General features: G+C 29.7%; 17 protein-coding genes. 2 read left to right on the top strand and 15 right to left on the bottom strand.

Translation table 11 applies throughout. The features are described 5' to 3' along the window. Positions 1-4: 4 nt before the first annotated feature. Both EG240_RS02095 and EG240_RS02090 read right to left on the bottom strand, forming a co-directional pair. Positions 5-619 (bottom strand): ExbD/TolR family protein, encoded by a 615-nt coding sequence (locus EG240_RS02095; protein ID WP_125016913.1) that lies wholly within the window; start codon positions 617-619, stop codon positions 5-7. A 49-nt stretch (positions 620-668) separates the two neighbouring features. Further along, positions 669-1,496, bottom strand: a complete 828-nt coding sequence (locus EG240_RS02090; RefSeq protein ID WP_125016911.1) for a MotA/TolQ/ExbB proton channel family protein — start codon at positions 1,494-1,496, stop codon at positions 669-671. 887 nt (positions 1,497-2,383) lie between these two features. Here EG240_RS02090 and EG240_RS02085 point away from each other — a divergent pair. Both EG240_RS02085 and rluF read left to right on the top strand, forming a co-directional pair. Then, complete coding sequence (locus EG240_RS02085; protein ID WP_125016909.1) at positions 2,384-3,232, top strand: alpha/beta hydrolase; 849 nt, start codon at positions 2,384-2,386, stop codon at positions 3,230-3,232. A 27-nt stretch (positions 3,233-3,259) separates the two neighbouring features. After that, positions 3,260-4,159 carry a 23S rRNA pseudouridine(2604) synthase RluF gene (rluF, locus tag EG240_RS02080; protein WP_125016907.1) on the top strand — a complete coding sequence of 300 codons (900 nt, stop codon included), beginning with the start codon at positions 3,260-3,262 and terminating at the stop codon, positions 4,157-4,159. 45 nt (positions 4,160-4,204) lie between these two features. Here rluF and EG240_RS02075 read toward each other — a convergent pair whose 3' ends face one another. From EG240_RS02075 to EG240_RS02015, 13 genes are all read right to left on the bottom strand, one after another. Next, positions 4,205-5,584, bottom strand: a complete 1,380-nt coding sequence (locus EG240_RS02075; RefSeq protein ID WP_125016905.1) for a DUF4153 domain-containing protein — start codon at positions 5,582-5,584, stop codon at positions 4,205-4,207. Positions 5,585-5,642: 58 nt separating this feature from the next. Next, on the bottom strand, positions 5,643-5,933 hold the full coding sequence (locus EG240_RS02070) for a winged helix-turn-helix domain-containing protein (RefSeq protein ID WP_125016903.1): 291 nt from the start codon (positions 5,931-5,933) through the stop codon (positions 5,643-5,645). Then, complete coding sequence (locus EG240_RS02065; RefSeq protein WP_125016901.1) at positions 5,933-6,535, bottom strand: hypothetical protein; 603 nt, start codon at positions 6,533-6,535, stop codon at positions 5,933-5,935. The genes EG240_RS02070 and EG240_RS02065 overlap by 1 nt, the downstream gene beginning before the upstream one ends. Before the next feature lie 118 nt (positions 6,536-6,653). Further along, positions 6,654-9,743, bottom strand: a complete 3,090-nt coding sequence (locus tag EG240_RS02060; protein ID WP_125016899.1) for an efflux RND transporter permease subunit — start codon at positions 9,741-9,743, stop codon at positions 6,654-6,656. Positions 9,744-9,746: 3 nt separating this feature from the next. After that, positions 9,747-10,850: an efflux RND transporter periplasmic adaptor subunit gene (locus EG240_RS02055; protein ID WP_125016897.1), complete on the bottom strand. Its 1,104-nt coding sequence runs from the start codon at positions 10,848-10,850 to the stop codon at positions 9,747-9,749. Positions 10,851-10,852: 2 nt separating this feature from the next. Further along, complete coding sequence (locus EG240_RS02050) at positions 10,853-12,106, bottom strand: TolC family protein (RefSeq protein WP_235830320.1); 1,254 nt, start codon at positions 12,104-12,106, stop codon at positions 10,853-10,855. Positions 12,107-12,190: 84 nt separating this feature from the next. Then, positions 12,191-13,540, bottom strand: a complete 1,350-nt coding sequence (locus tag EG240_RS02045; protein WP_235830319.1) for a sensor histidine kinase — start codon at positions 13,538-13,540, stop codon at positions 12,191-12,193. Positions 13,541-13,546: 6 nt separating this feature from the next. Continuing rightward, the gene (locus EG240_RS02040; protein WP_125016893.1) at positions 13,547-14,221 is read right to left on the bottom strand and encodes a response regulator transcription factor; all 675 of its coding nucleotides are present in this window, start codon (positions 14,219-14,221) and stop codon (positions 13,547-13,549) included. 92 nt (positions 14,222-14,313) lie between these two features. Beyond that, positions 14,314-16,074, bottom strand: coding sequence for a MutS-related protein (locus EG240_RS02035; protein ID WP_125016891.1), 1,761 nt, complete (start codon positions 16,072-16,074; stop codon positions 14,314-14,316). Continuing rightward, positions 16,074-16,556 (bottom strand): MepB family protein, encoded by a 483-nt coding sequence (locus tag EG240_RS02030; RefSeq protein ID WP_125016889.1) that lies wholly within the window; start codon positions 16,554-16,556, stop codon positions 16,074-16,076. Before EG240_RS02030 ends, EG240_RS02035 begins: the two co-directional genes overlap by 1 nt. Positions 16,557-16,678: 122 nt before the next feature. Beyond that, positions 16,679-18,346: a S8/S53 family peptidase gene (locus EG240_RS02025; RefSeq protein ID WP_125016887.1), complete on the bottom strand. Its 1,668-nt coding sequence runs from the start codon at positions 18,344-18,346 to the stop codon at positions 16,679-16,681. A 171-nt stretch (positions 18,347-18,517) separates the two neighbouring features. Next, complete coding sequence (locus EG240_RS02020; protein ID WP_125016885.1) at positions 18,518-19,072, bottom strand: peptidylprolyl isomerase; 555 nt, start codon at positions 19,070-19,072, stop codon at positions 18,518-18,520. A 10-nt stretch (positions 19,073-19,082) separates the two neighbouring features. Then, positions 19,083-19,799, bottom strand: a complete 717-nt coding sequence (locus EG240_RS02015; protein ID WP_125016883.1) for an SH3 domain-containing protein — start codon at positions 19,797-19,799, stop codon at positions 19,083-19,085. Positions 19,800-19,844: the final 45 nt, after the last annotated feature.

The following is a 19,844-nucleotide window of genomic DNA, read 5'->3' as shown; positions in this document are numbered from 1 at the left end:
TTAATTAGAAGTCTGAATCTCTTAAACCAGTAACTAAGTAAAAACGATTCTGTCTTTGTTCTTGCAAAATTTGAATCACTTTATTCACTGTACCGAATTTTTCTTCAGCATCTCCTTTAATAGCAACTTTAACGAAATCTTGTTTTCTTGCCCAAGTAGATTCTCTAGAATGCTTTACCCATGCAGAAAGTTGATTATTTAAAGAATCTTGAAAAGGAATTCCTTTTGTATGATTCTCTGGTTTCATTAATTCGCCAACTGGTTTAGCTAACAATTGTTTTAACTCTCTAATATCAACACCAAAGTTTTCCATTGTAGTAAATTTATTAATTTCCTCTTTTGTAAACTCTATATTATATTCTTTTCCCATTCTCTCAAGTACATCAACTTTATCATCTTTACCAGACAAACCGAAGTAAACTTTATCTTCATCTACAGTTAAAGTAACGATATCAGAAGATGGGATTTTTGTTTCTTTAGTAGAATTAGGAAGGTCAACAGGGTGAACTTCTGGAGTTTTAGCTGTTGATGTTAAAACAAAGAATGTTAGCAACAAGAAAGATACATCACACATAGCGGTCATATCAATTCTTGTACTTGATTTTTTCATTTTTGCCATATTCTTTACTTTTAACCAATATTAACTATTGGATTGATTAAACTACTAATTAACGATTGTTTCTTCTGTAAGATTGCGTAATTGCAAATCCAGCTTCGTCAATGAAATGAGTTAATTTATCAATTTTAGTTGTAAAGGCATTATAGAAAATAATAGCTAAAGTTGAAGTACCAATACCTGTAGCTGTATTCATTAAGGCTTCAGAAATACCTGTTGCTAATGCAGAAGAATCAGGAGAACCAGAAGTTGATAAAGCAGAGAATGCTTTAATCATACCTGTTACTGTACCTAATAAACCGATTAATGTACCTGTAGAAACTAATGTTGCTAATACAATCATATTTTTTTCTAACATCGGCATCTCTAAAACTGTAGCCTCTTCAATCTCTTTTTGAATTGTTTCTGTTGCTTTATCAGCGTCAAATCCTTCAGCTTTAACTTCTTTGAATTTAACTAATGCAGATTTAACAACATTTGCTACAGAACCTTTTTGTGTATCACATAACTCAATTGCTTCGTTAATTTGATTAGCTGAAACTAAAGTTTGAATTTTCCCTACGAAAGTTTTGTTATCTCCACTTCCACCAGCTTTAGTAATCACGATAAATCTTTCGATACCGAAAACTACTGTTGTAGTTAATAATCCAATTAACACTGCAATTACGTAACCTCCTTTGTACATCATTCCCATTAAACTTCCTGGAATTGGATCTGCTTGATTGTCTCCGCCTACGAAGTTACTTCCAGCTCCTAATACGAAAGCCCAGATAATATATCCAAAACCTAAACATATTAAAACAGCGATAGCTGCAAAAATATTAGACAATCCTGAACTTGACCCTTGTTTTTCAACAGATTCATTTGATAAATTTGTCATCTTTTTTAAAATTTAATGTTTACTCAATTATTATTATTCAATTTTTTTCCTGTTTGTTTGTTGTTATGTTTTAATCAGGAGAACGCAAATTTAGTTTTTTAGATGAAATAAAAAAATAAAAATTACAATTTCACTACCGCATTTAACATTATTAACTTATTCTCAATCTTTTTTTTACATTCGCTTAATTCACATGAATATTCTCATTGATATAAGTACTTAATTATCAATAACGAAACAAAAACACACTTGTGTAATACATTCGATTTATTTACAATTATTTAATCAAACTATTTTTAAGAAAAATGAAATACCAAAAGGACAAATTGTAAAATAAACTAACTAAAACTTTTTGTCATTTTTTGAAAATTCAAACCAAATTAATGAAATACAACAATACTTCTTTAGAATGTTTCAAAATTACGAAAAATTATTTTATCAAACTTAGAGTTAACAAACCTTTAGTTTTTTAAATAAAATAAATATTCCTTAATAAATTCACTAAAAACAACGAATCAAAACTAACATTTTCGCAAAATTTATCCTTTCAAAAAAAAGTAAAAAAAACCATAACTCTAAGATAACCAATTAATTGAAACACAAAACAATTAATTGATAAATTTACATTTTATCAATAATGTAAAAATTCATATTGAAAACAAAAAGCTATTCAAAACGTATCTTTGTTCGCTTGATTTTTAACATTTTTTAACCAATATCATTACACATTAGTCAATACTAAACGAAATATTAAAATGATTTATTATATTGAAATGAGTTTTTTTGAAATTTATTTTGAAACTTCAACAAGACAATTGAAATTTAGGTATAAAAATTGCTAAGTTTTAAACAACTTAAAATTAACTTTACTCAACAAAAGAAATCAGATGAATAAACTTTCGAACATAAAATATTGGTTAATGACCAAATCATTCGGATTGGTTGTAAACGGAATTTCTTTATTTAATCCCGAAAAGGCAGGTCATATTGCTTATAATCTTTTTTCGAATCCGAGAGATGGCAAACTTAATGCATATTCTGATTTTCTAAAAAACGCGAATCGAGAAATCATTATATATAATGAGCATCAAATTCAAACTTATGAATGGGAAGGCGGTAAAGAAACAGTTTTATTGATGCACGGTTGGGAAAGTAATTCAAATCGTTGGCAAGGAATGATTCAATATTTGAAAAAGAAAAAATATAATATTGTTAGTTTAGACGCACCTGGACAAGGAATGAGTTCGGGAAAAGAATTTAATGCAGTTTTGTATGCGGAGTTTATCAACGAAGTGTGTCAAAAATATAAACCAACTTATTTAATCGGACATTCACTTGGTGGAATGACCATGTTTTATGCGCAATCGAAATATCAATTTCCGTTTGTGAAGAAAATCATCGGTTTAGGAAGTCCAAATTTATTTCATAGAATAACTCGAAATTATAAAAGTTTACTTTCTTTAAACAACAGAACATATCGTTCGTACCTTAATATATTTGTTAAGAAATTCGATATCGATACAACATATTTTAATTCAGAGAATTTCATCGAAAAAATCAATCAACCTTTATTAATCATTCACGATAAAGATGATTCGATTGTTCCGTATAACGATGCCGTTCAGATTGTAAATAAGAATCCGAGAGTAAAATTCATTAGCACAGAAAAATTGGGTCACAGTATGTTTCATAATCAGGTTTATAAACAAGCGGTTTCTTTTCTAGAAAGTGAATAATCCACATAAAAATTGTAATTTTGCACAATGGAAGAACAATTAACAAGATTAAACAAATTTTTATCAGAAGCCGGCTTTTGCTCGCGTCGTGAGGCAGATAAATTGATTGAAGATGGAAGAGTTACCATAAACGGAATTGTTCCGGAAATGGGAACCAAAGTTGCACCAACTGACGAAGTTTGTGTTGACGGAAAATCAATCGCTGCCAATCTTGACCAGCCTATTTACTTGGCTTTTAATAAACCTGTGGGAATTGAATGCACCACAAATCAAGATGTTCGTAATAACATTGTAGATTACATCAATTATCCAAAACGAATTTTTCCTGTCGGAAGATTAGATAAAGATTCGGAAGGTTTGATAATGATGACCAATGACGGTGACATAGTAAATAAAATACTTCGTGCAAGAAACAATCACGAAAAAGAATATATTGTTACGGTTGACCGACCAATTACCGACCGTTTTATAACTAGAATGGGTAGCGGAATTCCGATTTTAGATACGATTACAAAAAAATGTAGAGTTGAAAAAATTAGTAGAACTGTATTTAGAATTTACTTAACTCAAGGTTTAAACAGACAAATTCGTAGAATGTGCGAATATTTAGATTATGAAGTTGTTGCTCTAAAACGTGTTCGAATTATCAACCTTTCATTGGATGTTCCGGTTGGAAGTTATAGAGAAATTACAAAAGCAGAAATGGATGAACTGAATCGTTTAATTGGAGATTCAATTAAAACAGAAGAAGCAAGTTTACCAAAAACACCATCAAGAGCAAACAGAATTACGCCACCTCCTACTCGTGATAAATCTGCGAATAGAGATAGAAATGAAAATCGAACAGAACGTCCAATTCGAAATGAAAGAAAAAGTTCAGAAAATGAACGTCCTTTAAGAAACGAACGTAGAACTCCTAGAAAATAAAATTAAAATCCGAGCTGAGAAAATTTCCTAGCTCGGATTTTTTTATCAATTCAAATCAATGGTTTTATAATATAATTGAGAAGATAAAAATGATTTTTCTTTTTGTCTATTTACACGATCTAGTAAATATTGAGGAATTTCCAAATCATTAGTTTTATAATAATCAAATAAACGTTTTTCATTTCCTTCAAAATTATATTCTAAATATTCAACGTTAGTTTCATCAAATGATAGATTATAATAAGTTATGAAATTTGCCCAATTAATAAGCGAACAAAATACCAATGTGTAGAAAAATCCCCAAGTCATTTTATCAATTAGGTAAAAATTAGTTTTTTTATTTTTGATTTTCTTAAAAGTAAAATGTAGTCCATAAAAACAAAGAATCAAAAACATATAAACTCCCAATCGCTTATAAGTTAATCCAAGATTGGTTATATAAATCGTATTTTGATAAACAGCAGAAACAACCAAAACTGCATTTAAAATCACCCAGCATTTTGCACCAAAAACCAAGTATTTATTATTTTGAATAAAGTTTAAAGTATCTTTAAAGTAAAACAAAATCACCAACATTGCCAAAACGATTGAACCGATAATCGAATAAATTTGTTCGTGAATTCTACTGCTAAAATCTCTCAAATTTATTGCCGGATTTTGAATATGCTCGATATTAAACACAACGATAAATATCAACAACATCATATTCAGACAAACCAAAGTGATGATTCCGCTTCGCATTTCAAATTCAATAGGAAGAAAATCAAACGTTGTTTTTTGGCTTTCTTTTGATTCTTTAGAAAAATTTAATTTTAATGAATGATTTAAGGTTTCAAAAACTTCATATATTTTGGCATTCCAAAACACAAATGAAATATAAAAACCAAACATCATCACGAAAATAATATAGAAATTAATATCCAATTCAAAACGTTTAAACCAAGCTAACAATGTATCACTGGTAGAAACGTACAATGCGAAGAAAATCCCTAAAATTAAAAATGGTAAAAGTACGTACGAGAATATTTTTACAAACAGTTTTTCTTTATCTGATTTTTTAGTTTCTAACCACGTATTGAATTGAAAAAACTGCACTACCGCCGCAAACAAATTCGAAACAAATACAATTGCTTGCGTGATTAATCTTAGTTTTTGGTTTTCGCAATATAATCGAAAAACAAAAGAAGTAACCATTACAGCCAAAAAGGTAGTAAAACTAATTAACCAAGCATTTGATATTGAACACAGTAAAACTGCCGAAGCCAAAAGCAACGCTCGCTTATCTTTTACTAAATCGGGTTTTTGAATAAAATTAAATAGCATCAAAAAGATGGCAAAAATGGACAAGTTTAATCCTAAATCTTGATTGTAAAAAAGCACTACAAAAACTAAGGTGCTCAAAAAAATTAATAGATGTTTTTTCATAATTATTTATTTAAAAGTACTTTGTGTTTCAAAGTTAAAGAGTAAAAAAATAAGACAATTATTGCCTCATCATTTTTTCAAGAAAATTCAAATGCTCTTGAAATGCACGTTTACCTAACTCTGATATTTTATAAGAAGTTCTCGGCTTTTTACCTACAAATTCTTTTTTTACTTCTATATATTGATTCTTTTCTAGTGCAGCAGAATGGCTTGCCAAATTTCCATCAGTAACTTGAAGCAGGTTTTTCATTTCTGTAAAATCAACCCATTCGTTTACCATCAAAACCGACATCATTCCAAGTCGAACACGACTTTCAAACTCTTTATTTAATCCGCTAATTATACTCATTATTTGTATTTTCTGTACAAAATGACACCGTAAATAATATGTAAAAAACCAAATCCGATAGTCCAAAAAAGTAATCCTTTTCCAATCCAAAAAAGAGCAATACAACCTAAAATAATTTCTAACAATCCTAAATATTTGATATCAGAAAATACGTATTTTTCAGCATTTAAAAGTGCAAGCCCATAAAATATCAAAGTTGTTCCAGCAATCAAACCGAAAAGTTCATACTTAATTAAAGCCAAACAAAACACACCACCAACTAACAAAGGAATTGAAAGTTGAATCATTGTTTTTTTTGTTGTGGAAGTCCAAACAGGTAATCCTAATTTTTTACTTTTTCTGATTGTAAAAAAAGAACCAAAAAACAAAGCAACAATTAAAGTTATTAAAGCTAAAACTACTAAATCAAAAACCGTTTGATGATTGTAATAACCATTAACCACACTACCCGATTTTTCAATTATTCGATGAGCGAAATATGCACCTACAACTCCTGTTGCTCCTGCTCCAATACCAGACAAACCACTTAACGAAACAAATCGAGAGGAACGTTCCATCATAGAACGAATGTGTGCTAAATCTTCGGAAATTTTATCAGTCATAAAAACTTACTTTGAATTACAAAGTTATTTGTTTTTATTTAATATCAAAATAAAAAACAAAAAAAAGAACAAGGTTTAACTTGCTCTTTATATAACAATTGAATTAATAATAAAAAATCTATGATTTATGTTTATGATAAGCGATATAGAAAACAACTGGTAAAACAGTAAAAGAAAGAATCAAACAAATCAATAATCCACCTACAATCATAATTGCTAAAGGTTTTTGAATTTCAGAACCCATACTCGTCGAAAGTGCAGCAGGTAATAATCCCATTGAACCCATCAAAGCAATCATAACAATAGAACGAATTCGAGAACTTACTCCCTTTTCAATAGCTAGTTTTAGTGAATCTTTTTTCAAATATTCTTTCATCACAGCAATCAAAATAATAGCGTTAATAGTATTTACTCCAAAAAGAATGATTAATCCGATTCCTGCAGAAATACCAAAAACGGTTCCTGTTATCCAAAGTGATAAAAATCCGCCAATAAAAGCAAAAGGAATAGTTATCGAAGCAATTGCAGTATCTTTCATATTACCAAAATTACTATACAACAATAATAAAATAAGAACCAAAGAAATTGGAATTACAGTCATTAATTGATTTGTAGCACGTTCTTTACTTTCAAATTCACCAGCCCATTCTAAATGATTTTCTTTTGGAAGTTTAACTTCTTTGGCAACAACATCTTTGGCTTCTGCAATTGTACTTCCTAAATCACGACCTTCGATACTAAAACCAACTCCGATGTAACGACTATTTCCTTCGCGATAAATAAAAGCTGGTCCTGTTTGATATCCGATGGTTGCAATTTCTTGTAAAGGAATATTTTGACCATTACTAGTTGGAATTAAAATGTTTTTAATTTTATCTGGTGTATTTCGGTAAGATTCTTGAAAACGCAACACAACATCAAATTGTCGGTCATTTTCATAAAACTTAGTTGCAGCTTGCCCACCAATTGTCATAGCAATTACAGCTTGAACATCGGCAGTTTGAATTCCATATTTAGCCATTTTAGAATCGTGCAATTGAATGCGTAATTCGGGTAAACCGATATTTTTATAAACATTAATATCTGTAATTCCTTCAACTTTTTTTATTGAATTAGCTACGTCATTTGCGTAAGATTCCAAATCATATAAATCATCTCCAAAAATCTTGATAACTAACGAACTTTTAACTCCAGCAACATATTCTTCAACATTATCTTGAATGGGTTGACTAAATCCAAAATTGATTCCTGGATAATGATTTAATTGTGTTCGAAGTTCTTGAATAATTTCATCTTTTGATACCGAACGATTCCAATCTTTCTCGTCTTTTAATTGCACATTAAATTCGATATTAAAAAAACCTGTAGGATCAGTACCATCATTTGGACGACCTGTTTGAGTCAAAATAAAATCAATTTCTTTACAATTATCAACCATAATTTTTTTCATCTCTTTTGTCAATTTGGTTGATTCTTGCAAACTAATACTATTAGGTAAAGTAGCTCGAATATAAATAGCGCCTTCGTTTAATTGTGGTAAAAACTCAGAACCATAATTAGAAAATTTAATCGCACACAATGCTAACAAACCAATAAAAAATGCTACCGTAACTTTTTTGTATTCAAACGTTTTTTGAAACATTCCATAAATGGTTTTATGAAAAAAACGTGTAATAAAATTTTCTTTTTCTTCGATGTTCTTTGTGAACAACAATTTACACATTGCTGGTACATACGTCAAGCTTAAAATAAGCGAACCTAAAAGTGCATATCCTAAAGTAAATGCCAAAGGTGTAAACATTTTACCTTCAACTTTCTGAAAAGAGAAAATTGGTAATAGTGCAACAATTAAAATAATTAATGCAAAGAATATATAAGAGGCAACACTTCCAGCACTTTTTTTAATAGTTCCTAATTTACTCATTTTAGCAAATCGTTCTGGACCAACTTTATGCTGTAGCGTGGCTAAAGAAACAAAAACGGTTTCGACAATTACCAAAGTTCCTTCGAGTAAAAGACCAAAATCTAAAGCTCCCATCGAAATTAAATTAGCTGGTAAACCTTGAATCTTCAGCATAATAATCGCAAATAAAAACGATAGCGGAATTACCGAAGCAACAATTACTGTCGATTTCCAATTGTATAAGAAAACAAATACGATTAACGAAACCAATAACACACCTTCTACTATATTTTTAGAAACTGTATTTACTGTATTGTTCACTAATTTAGTTCGGTCCACAACCGTTTCTATCTGAACATTTTCAGGAAGCGTTCTTTCATTACGTTCTGTTATTTTTTCTTTTAACCTATCGATAACTTCAGAAGGATTTTCACCTCGAAGCATAATTACAATTCCTTCAACCAAATCATCGTGTTCATTGTAACCAACCTGACCTAAACGCGGTTTACTAGAAATAGCTACATTAGCTACATTTTTTATTAAAATTGGAGTTGAACCATTTAACTTAATTGTTATATTTTCGATATCCTCGATTTTATCTAACAAACCAACTCCACGAACTACGTAAGCTTGGTCACCTTGTTGAATAACATCTCCACCAACATTTATGTTAGATTTAGAAACAGCTTCATAAACATCTAAAGGTGATAAGTCAAAATTTTTAAGTTCGGTTGGATTGATTTGAATTTCAAATATCTTTTCTTCTCCACCAAAGCTAATCACATCGGCAACTCCAGGAACACCAAGTAATTCACGTTCAATTATCCAATCTTGAATAGCAGTAACTTCTTTAATCGGTAAATCACTTTTAATTACATATCTAAAAATCTCACCTGTTGCTCCCGAAGGTGGCTCAACAGAAACTTCAGCGTTTTCTGGCAAACTAATTCCATTTAATTTATTTGAAACATATTGTTGCGCATAAAAATCATCTACTCCGTCTTCGAACTGAACAGTAACAACAGATAATCCAAAAAGTGACACTGAACGAATGTTTGATTTTTTTGGAATGGCATTCATTTCTTTAGAGATAGGTAACGTAATCATCTTCTCCATTTCTTCGGCGCTACGTCCTGGCCATTGTGTAATGATTCGGGCTCTGGTGTTTGTTACATCCGGAAATGCTTCGATAGGCGTGTGCTTTAAAGCGTAAATTCCACCAAATAATAAACCTAAGGTCAAAAACATCACCAAAGAAGTATTTTTCAATGAAAACGTAACTATTGCTTGTACTAACTTCTTCATTGATTATGGCTTTAATTGTTCAAAAATTAATAATGCATTTGTTGTTACGATTTTTTCATTAGCATCGAATTTTTCTTTGATATAAGTAAACTCTTCATTTTGAGCAAAAGAATTGATTTTACGAATTTCTAATTCGCAATCGTTTTTATAAACCACAACATATTCTTTATTATTATTAAAAACTTTTGCTTTATTTGGAATAGCGAAAGCAACCTCATTACTCAAATTTTTATCAATAATAATATCTGCTCCAAGTCCAGGCATTAAATTTAAATCCTGATTTTCTAAAACAACTCGTGCTTTTAAAACGTGTTCATTGTCATCAAAAACATTATATATTTTATCTATTTTACCTTGATATAAATCATCAGGATAAGCAACAGTTCTAACTTTAACCGCATCTCCAACTTTTATGTATCTTAAATTACTTGCGTAAATATTAACCATGACCCAAACTTGCTTTAGATTTGAAATTGCAAACAAAGGTTCGCTATCTGAAGTTAAAGTTTGACCTTTGCTGATATTTTTTTGAATGATATAACCATTTTTTGGAGCAACAATCTGAAAAATTCCATTTCCTGCAGCTTTGTATAAATTTAAATTTTCTTGAATCCGATTTTTTTCCAATCGAGCTTGAGAAAGTTCGTTTTCTGTTTCTAACAAATCCGGAGCTGCAAGTAATCCGTCCTGTAACATTTCATGTTGCGATTTTTTCTTTTGCTCTAGAAAAACAATTTGACTTTGTAATGCTTTTTGTTGTTGAATTAATTCTTGAATTTGAAATGATTTAACAGTTGCCAAAACTTGACTTTGTTTCACATAATCTCCTAATTCAAATGAAACGTTTTCTACAAATCCTTCAAGTAAACTTTTAAAAGCAACCAAATCATTTTCGTTATATTCAATTTTACCAGAAAATGTCATTTGTTCTTGAACAGGTTGTTCAAAAACTTCTGAGATTTGAGTAGTCTTTTTTAATTGTTCATTTAAACAAAACTTCTGAGAATCTGAATTGCTAATAGGCATTTCTTCATTTGTGTTTTTCGCACACGAAAACAAGGTCATAAAAAAACCTGTAACTAAAATATATCGACTTATTTTTTTCATACCTAAAAATCTTTTCCTGCTAAATATTGTAACTTTTCGTAATTTGCGTAATATTGATTTACCCAATGATTATAAGCTTTTTGAGACTCTAAATGTGCTTGAGTAAAATCTATAAATTCCATTAAAGTGATGTGTTTATTCTGTAAATGTTTGTAATAATTTTGAAGTAAATCAGTCGCATTTTCTTGACTAAAATCGTTACGTTGCTTCATTAACTTTTCAAATTGAAACAACTGAGCAATGGCAAAATTAGAATCGTTTTCAATTTGACGTTCAATGGCACTTCTTTCTACTTTTTGCATTTCGATATTGCTTTTGGCAGCAGAAATATTTCCTTTGTTTCTATTAAAAACGGGCAAATCAAAACGAACACCAACACCAACAAAATCACGCATAATATTGCCTCCACGGTCATAGTTTACTTGCAGATTTAAATCAGGAATACGTTGCGCTTCTTCTAAATCTAATTGTTTTTGTGCTAAATCAATTTGGTTGGTTTGAAGCATTATAGAAATGTTGTTTTGCTGCGTTGTTTCAGAAATATTTAATGGAATTTTTTGAGACAAATTTGTAGGAATAATCGGAAAAACAATTTGCTCTAATTTTAAATTCGGAATTTGAGTTAATTGCTGTAACCTCAATAAATGTTCAGCCTGTTCTTGAAGTAATTCCGCGTTTTCAGATTGTAAATTCAAGAAAGCAGTTTGCACACGATATGCATCAGCTTGAGAAATATTTTTCAGATTTGCTTGTCGTGTGTATTGTTCATTTAATTGCTGATAAAGTTGCACTAAAGCTTCTGTTTGTTGACGCGTTTCACTGATTCGAAACAAATTCCAATACGTTAATCGAAGTTCTTTTTTAAGCTCACGAAGTAATTCTTCGAACTCAAAATTCGCTTGTTTAATTTCGTTTGCTTTAATCGCAACTCGTTTTTTTCGTTTACCTGCTGTTTCAATTAACTGTTCCAGTTCAAGTGAAATTTGTTGCGTTTGTCCGTATTTACCAAACAAATAAGGAAGTTGTTCAGCCGACCCATTTTTCCATAAATTCACTTCGCTGATTGCTAAGGATGGATTTGGAAGCAGTTTTTCTTGAATAAGCAAAGCTTCAGATTGAGAAATCTGATATTTTTTTGCAATTAAACTTAAATTATTTTGCAAAAAATAAGTTTCAATTTCTTGCAAATTAAAATTCTGCGCTTGTGTTGGTAAAACACAAAAACAAGAAATTACTAGGGTTGATAAGATATTCATTTTCACTTTCAAATCATTTGATTCAAAAGTAGAAGTTGAAAATTAAGGTAAATTTTAAGTTAGATTAGAATTCGATTAGAATTATTAAATATTTTCAGGAAAAGAAAGCTTTGCAATTGTTCCTTTTGGTTGATTATTTTTCAACTGTAATTGGATATTATGCAGAGTAAAAATGATATTTGCCATTGATAAACCAATACCTTTTCCGGTATAAAACTGCGTATTTTGTCCACGAAAAAAGTTAGCCGTTATATTTGGAACATCGTCAAGTGGAATACCAATTCCGGTATCAAAAACAGAAATCTCTAAATGATTATTTTTATCTTCAAAAAGAATCTTAATCGGTTGATTGTCTGAATATTTTATTGCATTTTCAATAATATTATTCAATGCTAATTGAAGTAACTGCGGATTGCCGTTTATGATTAAAAAATCAGAATTCTTAACCAAAATATTCACTTCGATTTGAGCATTATGATACAGAATCATTTGTTCAATAACTTGCCAAATAATTTCATCGATATGAATTTTAGTAAATTCGAATTTGGTTTTAGCGCCTGAAAGCAACATCATATTATCCAACGTTTCTTCTAAATCAATAACATATTGACTCAATTGATTTAAAACTTGTTGGTATTCTTCTTTTGAACGGTCTTTGTTATGCGTTACTTCCAAAGTCAATAACAATGCGGTAATTGGAGTGCGAAGTTCGTGCGAAACGTAATCGATAAAATTCTTTTGAATTATAAAAGTTTTGTCAATTCGTTCAATAAAATGATTGTAACTTTTAACTAAATCTTGAATTTCGGTATAAGAATCTTTGGTTTGTAAAGGTTTAGAAAAATTGACATTATCGCGTTCTTTAATTTGGTCGATAATATTTGTCAAAGGTTGAAAAGCAAATTTTCCTAATAAGTTCGAAAAAATATAAACCATCACAATTCCGACAAGAAAAACAATTGTCAAAATCTGTAATAACGTCAAAAGTTGTTGATTAAATTCAGATTTAGATTCTCGAGTAATGACCACAAAATCACCTTCGTTATCCTTATAAAACAATCCATTGTAAAAAAAATCTTTTGTAATATAATTGCTTTCGTGTTGCGAGCGAACTTTATTTAAAAAGCTTGTAGAAATATCTGTTGCGGCATTCATTTCTCCTCGAACCAAAATATTTTGGTCATTAAAAACGGCAATATTTGAACGCGAAATCGATTTTCTTAATTGGTCAATAACGGTTTCACGTTCTACAACGCCCGTTTCATCTGCTTCTAAATAATAAATGGCAGCTAATAAAGTTTTATTTTTTAATGAAAGTAATTCATTATGTTCCATCTTTTTATAAAATGAAAAATAAATAGCGGCAGAAGCAACCAAAATTACAATCGAAAAAACTGTAACAGAATAAAAAGATAAACGATGTTTTAGATTCATAACATTTTACTTAAACATATATCCGACGCCTTTTACTGTATAAATAAATTTATAATCTTTCATTTCTAATTTATTACGCAAATAAGAAATGTAAACATCTACAACATTGGTATGATTATTAAAATTGATGCCCCAAACGGCATTTAAAATTTGAATTCGAGAAACCGTTTTATTTTGATTTTCAATTAAATAAATTAACAATTTATATTCTCTTGGAGAAAGTTCAACTTCGACATCATTTAGAAAAACTTTGTATTGATTCAAATCGATTTTCAGCGCATTAAAAATCAGAATTTTAGAAACTTCATCTTCTTGTTTATAATTTAATCTTCGAGTTAAAGCTTTAATTCTAGATAATAATTCATCAAAATGAAAAGGTTTAGTTATGTAGTCATCAGCTCCATAATCTAAAGCCGAAACTTTATCTTGAACATTATTCAATGCACTTAACATCAAAATTGGAACAAATATTTTTTTAAATCGTAAGGTTTGAACCAACTGAATACCATCAATTCCAGGAAGCATAATATCGCAAATTATCAAATCCCATTGAATAGATAAAAAATCTTGCAAAACTTCTTCTGCCGATTTGCACAAAGTAACCAAATAACCGTTTTCTTCTAATCCTTTGATAAGAAAATCACTGATTCGTTTATCGTCTTCAACAACAAGTATTTGCATATTTTATTGATTTAAAAACAAATATAACAAATTCAGAAATTGTTTTTCCGAATTAAAGTCAATTCTAATTGAATTCTAATTTTGAAATCGAATTAAATAATTTCCATTTTCTTCATAATGAAAGTTGCGTTTTTGTTTTGGCAAACGCCGTCTTTAAGCTTGTAATCAAAATGTAATTCGTTGTCAATAATTTCAACCTCAAAACACATATTACGCATCGATTGTGGATATTTATAGGTAGTTTCGCAAACTTCTAAATCGTGCGTTGCAATCATTCCCAAAACATTTAAATGATGTAGTTTCTCAATAACACCAACCGTTCCTGATTTTTTATCGTCTGAATTTGTTCCTTTTAAAATCTCGTCAAGTAAAACAAATATTTGTTGCTTTTCAGCTTCGGTTACAATTTGTTTTAAACGTTTTACTTCTGCGAAAAAGAACGATTCGCTATCCGAAAGTGAATCAGTTAATCGCATAGAAACCCATAACGGTAAAGGAAAAACTTGAGCTGATTTACAATCGATTGGTGCTCCAACATAACTTAATACCAAATTGATTCCGACCGTTCGTAAATAAGTACTTTTACCACTCATATTACTTCCGGTTAAAATCACAAATTGTTGATTGGTAAAATCAATCGAATTTCGAACTCTTTTTGATTTAGATAATAACGGATGTCCTAACTCTTCAAACTGAATTTTATCTTGAGTAATCGTAGGATAAACATATTCTTGATTGTTGTATGCAAAATTTGCTAAGCTATTTAAAACTTCAATTTCTCCAATAATCGAAACCGAATCCCACAAAAAAGCTAAATATTTTTCTTTCCAATTTTGAAGCTTTTTATAAACCCAAAAATGATATTGAAACGTTCCGTTAAAAGCTATAAAAATAAAAAGATTGGCTACGGTATTTAATTTTTCGAAAATATTTGAAAGCTCAGTTAAAGCTTCATTGGCATTTACATTTTCATTTTTTAATTTTTCTTGAATCTGTTTTAAATATGCTGATTCGAATTCATTTTCATTAAAAAAACGAATCATTTTAGCATATTGCTGCAAGCTGAAAGCGATTTTATCACCTTTTCCGATTTCTTGTAAAATGAATTTTGTGAAAGCTCCAACAGCAAATAAATTCAAAGAGAAAACAAAAATCGTAAGTTTATCGAAAACTGGATGTAAATCGAAGAAAGAACCAATAATTGAAATCAATAAAAGCAAAGGAAATATAATTGCTAAAATTGAAAAGATTTTATTTGGTTTTGCAGTTTGCGTTTCTGTCCAATTTTTAATGGCGTTATTTTCTTTATCAGTTGTATTTGCAATAGCTGCTAAAGTTTGAAAATGCTGACGAAATTCGGTTTTTGAAGCTAGTTCTTCAACAGCTTTTTGCTTTAAAGAAATCGTTTCGGAAGTTGGAATTTCTTGCAAACTTACTGCCAATTTATTTTTCCCTAAGGAAGTTCCTGTACGATTAATGAATTGAAAAATGGAATTTCGTCCAAATAAATCCAAATCATACGAAAATGCGTGTTGCGGATTTAGAAATTCTTTACCTTCATCAAAATTAAATTTACCATCTAAAAAGGCAATTTCATCTTCATTAATCTTTTTTAAGGTTTGATGATAAATTACTTTTTCTTGTTTTTTAATGTAGATATTTACTATTACTAAAAAAACAACGAATAAAATCAATGCGTAAAATCCGTAGATTCCATCTCGGTTATAAAGCATTAAATAAAAAAAATAAATGGCTGCGATTAATAAAACCAAACGCGTCCAACTTAATATCGTTTTTTGCTTGTTTAGTTTATTTAAGATTGCTTGTTGTTCTGCTATGATTTTTTGATACATTATATTTTAAATATTTTATCGAATTGTTTCAAACTGTCTTTTTCATTTTGATTCAAATTTACAAAATAAGGCAATTGCCAATTTTGCGTTTTCATTGCTTGCGAATTTAAAGAAACGCACCAAGAAGGATATAATCTAAACCCACGCTTTCCTTCTTTGTCTGAACTTAAAATCTTATTTTGAATTAGAATTGATTTTGAAAACACAAAAATTCCCTTATTAATATCATCTTCAACTTCAATTAAATAAAAATCAAATAAATCTGAAGCTTCAAACGGAATGGTTTTTCCATCAGAATCACGTTTCCATAAAGCGACAAAACAACCTACTTTTTTAGGAGTAATTTTAGCCTTACGATATTTTATCGCTAATTTTTTGATTTCGAAATTGCAACCAAAATAATCTTTTGCTTCAATTTCTTGCGTTTGATTTATGATTTTCTCTTCGAAAAAAGATTCTATTAACGATTGAAAATTTTGCATTATTTAGTTAAAAATATAAATATGAGAATTTTAAGAATTATGAAATTTGATTTTCAAAATAAAGTTTGAAGATACAAAAAACCACCTCGATTTGAGATGGTTTAGATATATATTTTCTAAAACTATTTTATGATAATTTTTTTAGATTGTTCTGCATTATTTGATTTCATTTTCAAAATATACATTCCGCTATTTAAAAAAGAAACATCAATCGAACTATTATTTTCATAATTAGACATCATAAAAACTTGTCTTCCTAAAGTATCGAAAATCGTAATTTCATTTGATGAAAATTCATCTGGAAAAGAAACGAATAATTCATTTGAAGCAGGATTTGGATAAACGTTCATTGGAATTGCATCAACTTTATTTGTCGATAATAAATAATTATCCAAATTTAATAAAGCAGCTTGCATATTTGGAAGTGGTCCGATTGGCTCATTTGCATTTATTCCCTGAGTAAATCCAGTAGTAACCAAAATATTTTTTACTTCAGTAGGAGTCAAAGTAACATTCGAAGCTTTAGCACGTGAAAGCAACGCAATAACACATCCTGCTACGACAGGTGTTGCAGAACTTGTTCCATTAAATTGTGTATAAGATTGATTTGGATCGTTACCCAAAAGCGCATGATCTCCATAACCAGAAGTCAGAACATTCATTCCCCAACCTTGTAAATTCACACGTTGCCCGTAGGTACTAAAACTCAATCTTGCGTGTGAAATAGTTGATGAACCAGCACCAACAATAATTGCACCCGAATCTCCACGATTCATATAATTTTGATAAGCTGGACTATCTAAATTTTGATTTCCATTCCCTGCTGCAGCTACGATATGAATTCCAGCAGAAGTTGCCGCGTGAGTTATATCCCAAATTGAATTTACATATTCAGCAGGAGCATAATTTGGATCGTCACTTGTAGCACCAGCTCCTCCAGTTTGCATTTCATAAATTATTACATCACCAGCAAGAGATTGATTTACTGCAGCGACTACAGCACCTAATCTACTATAACCAGAAGTTGTATATTCTGGAAAAACTTTAAACTCTGAAATTCCATGTTGCATTCCAGTAATTCCATAATTTCCGTTATGAGCTGCAATTACACCCGCAGTTGCAGTTCCATGATCTACCCAACCTGGATCAACTGCTGTATTTATTGGATTTGCATTAGAGAATTTAGAATCTGTTAATTCTTCGTGCGTTAGTGACATTCCATATTCAACATCACGAACACGAATTCCTTGTCCAAAAACACCTTGATTCCAAGCATATTGCATATTAACACCAGGATTTGCCTGAATATATGTTTGTTGCTGTAAATAATTCGGTGTTACAGGAGGAATATCGACTGAAGGTGGAGCAATTGGAGTTAACGAATTTAATTCGGCATAACGTACAAATTTAAACGTTTCTAATTGAGTTGCAATCGTGTATAAATCTTGATTAGAAATATCGTTATTAACAACATAAATGCCTTTCAAAACCAAAACTGCAGCATGCGAATTTGAATATTTAATTGCATCTTTTTTTAATGTTTCAAAGTGATCTTCATCCCATTGAAAAGCAGATTCTAATTGTAAAGAATGAGAATTTACAAAATTTTGAAAGTCTTGGTTTTGATTATAATAATATTCAAAAACGTTGTCTTGATTATCTGGAATTTCAAATGAAATAACTAACTGATGTTTATCGTCATTACTCAATCGAAATTGCCCTTTTCTATCTTGAGAATTAGATTTTAAACTTAAAGCTAAAAATAATACTAGGAGTAATTTTTTTTTCATTTTTTTATAAAAACATTAATAACTGTAAATTTATAATTTTTAATTACTTTTCAAAAGAATTAATCACAAACATTGAATAATACCTAATATTTTAGACCATTTTATTCAATTATACAAACTTTAAATTTAATAGTCTGCAAAGGAGCATCGTTTTTATCTGTCTTAGTTTTGCTAATCATCGAATCCTTCTATAACTTCACCAAAAACAGTATAATCGCCATCTAAACGAGGTAAACCACCTTGAGTTAAATAGGCTTGAATTTGTTCATCAGTGAATTTAATTCCTTTCTGATTTTGCAATTTCTGTAAATCTTCCATTGTTACAGGTTTTCCAACGACAAAATAAATCTGATTTAAGAAAGAAGCTTTATCGATATTTTCATCTCTTCCAGCTCCTAAAGCTCCGAGCTTATGAAAAGCGCGAAGATCGAATTCAGGCAGTAGTCGTTTACGTTTTACTAAAGGTAAGTTAACTTCACGTTTTGCAATTTCATCATCATGTTCGCCACCTTGAACTACAAAGTTTTCGATTATTCGATTGAAAAATGCTCCTTGATAAACATCTTCTTTTATCGCAGTTAAAACTAAATCGCGATGTTTGGGAGTGAAATCATATAAGACCACTTTGAAGTTTCCGTAAGAAGTTTCGAAAAGTAGTTGATATGATTGAGCAGAAATGCTTAATGGAATAAGGAAAAATAAAACTATAATATAAGATCTTTTCATTTGCTAAAAATTAAAATGGAATCACGGTTTTCTTATTAATAAGTTTACCGTTTTTAATTACAAATAAAACAGCATAAGCTCCGGCAGCATCAGAATTCAAACTTGAAATTGTTATAATATCATCAGTTGAATCGTAACGAATGTCTATAAAAAAACTATCTGCTTGTTCCTTAAAAAAATGAGGCTCAAAAAGATTTTCAAATTCTAATGTGGGAATCTCAAAACGTTTAGCTTTCTGAATAATTACAATAGATTTATATTTTTTTCGAGGTATATTTCCATCAGTACCCCAAATTTCCTTTCCTTTATATGAACCGAGAAAACCGTTTTTTTTAGATAAATATTTTCCTTCTACTTTTTTATTAAAATCATCAATGGAAATTACAACTTCAATATTTAGGGCTTTATTTTCAAAATACATAACGTTATCAATAGTTTTTATAAAATTGATAGGAGTAAAATCTTTTAAACTTATCAATCTGGACTTATGAATAAAACCACCGATAGATTCATCATTATTTGATGAAAAATCAACATTCATCCAATTTGGATTATCCGTATAATCGAACTCTAAAACATACTCTCCCGATTTAATTTTAGAAACAATTTTACTATTTGAATTAGGTTTATCTCTAAGATTCACATAACCATCTTTATCAACTATTTTATAGAATTGTCCATAAATTGAAGTTGAAAATAAAATAAATACCAACAATATTTTTTTCATCTTAATTTTTTTAAACTTGAAGATACAAAAAAACCACCTCGAAAT

This window comes from Paenimyroides tangerinum (assembly GCF_003865405.1).
Lineage (GTDB): Bacteria > Bacteroidota > Bacteroidia > Flavobacteriales > Flavobacteriaceae > Flavobacterium > Flavobacterium tangerinum.
The sequence above is the reverse complement of the archived record's forward strand: the minus strand, read 5'-3'. Positions and strand labels throughout refer to the sequence as shown.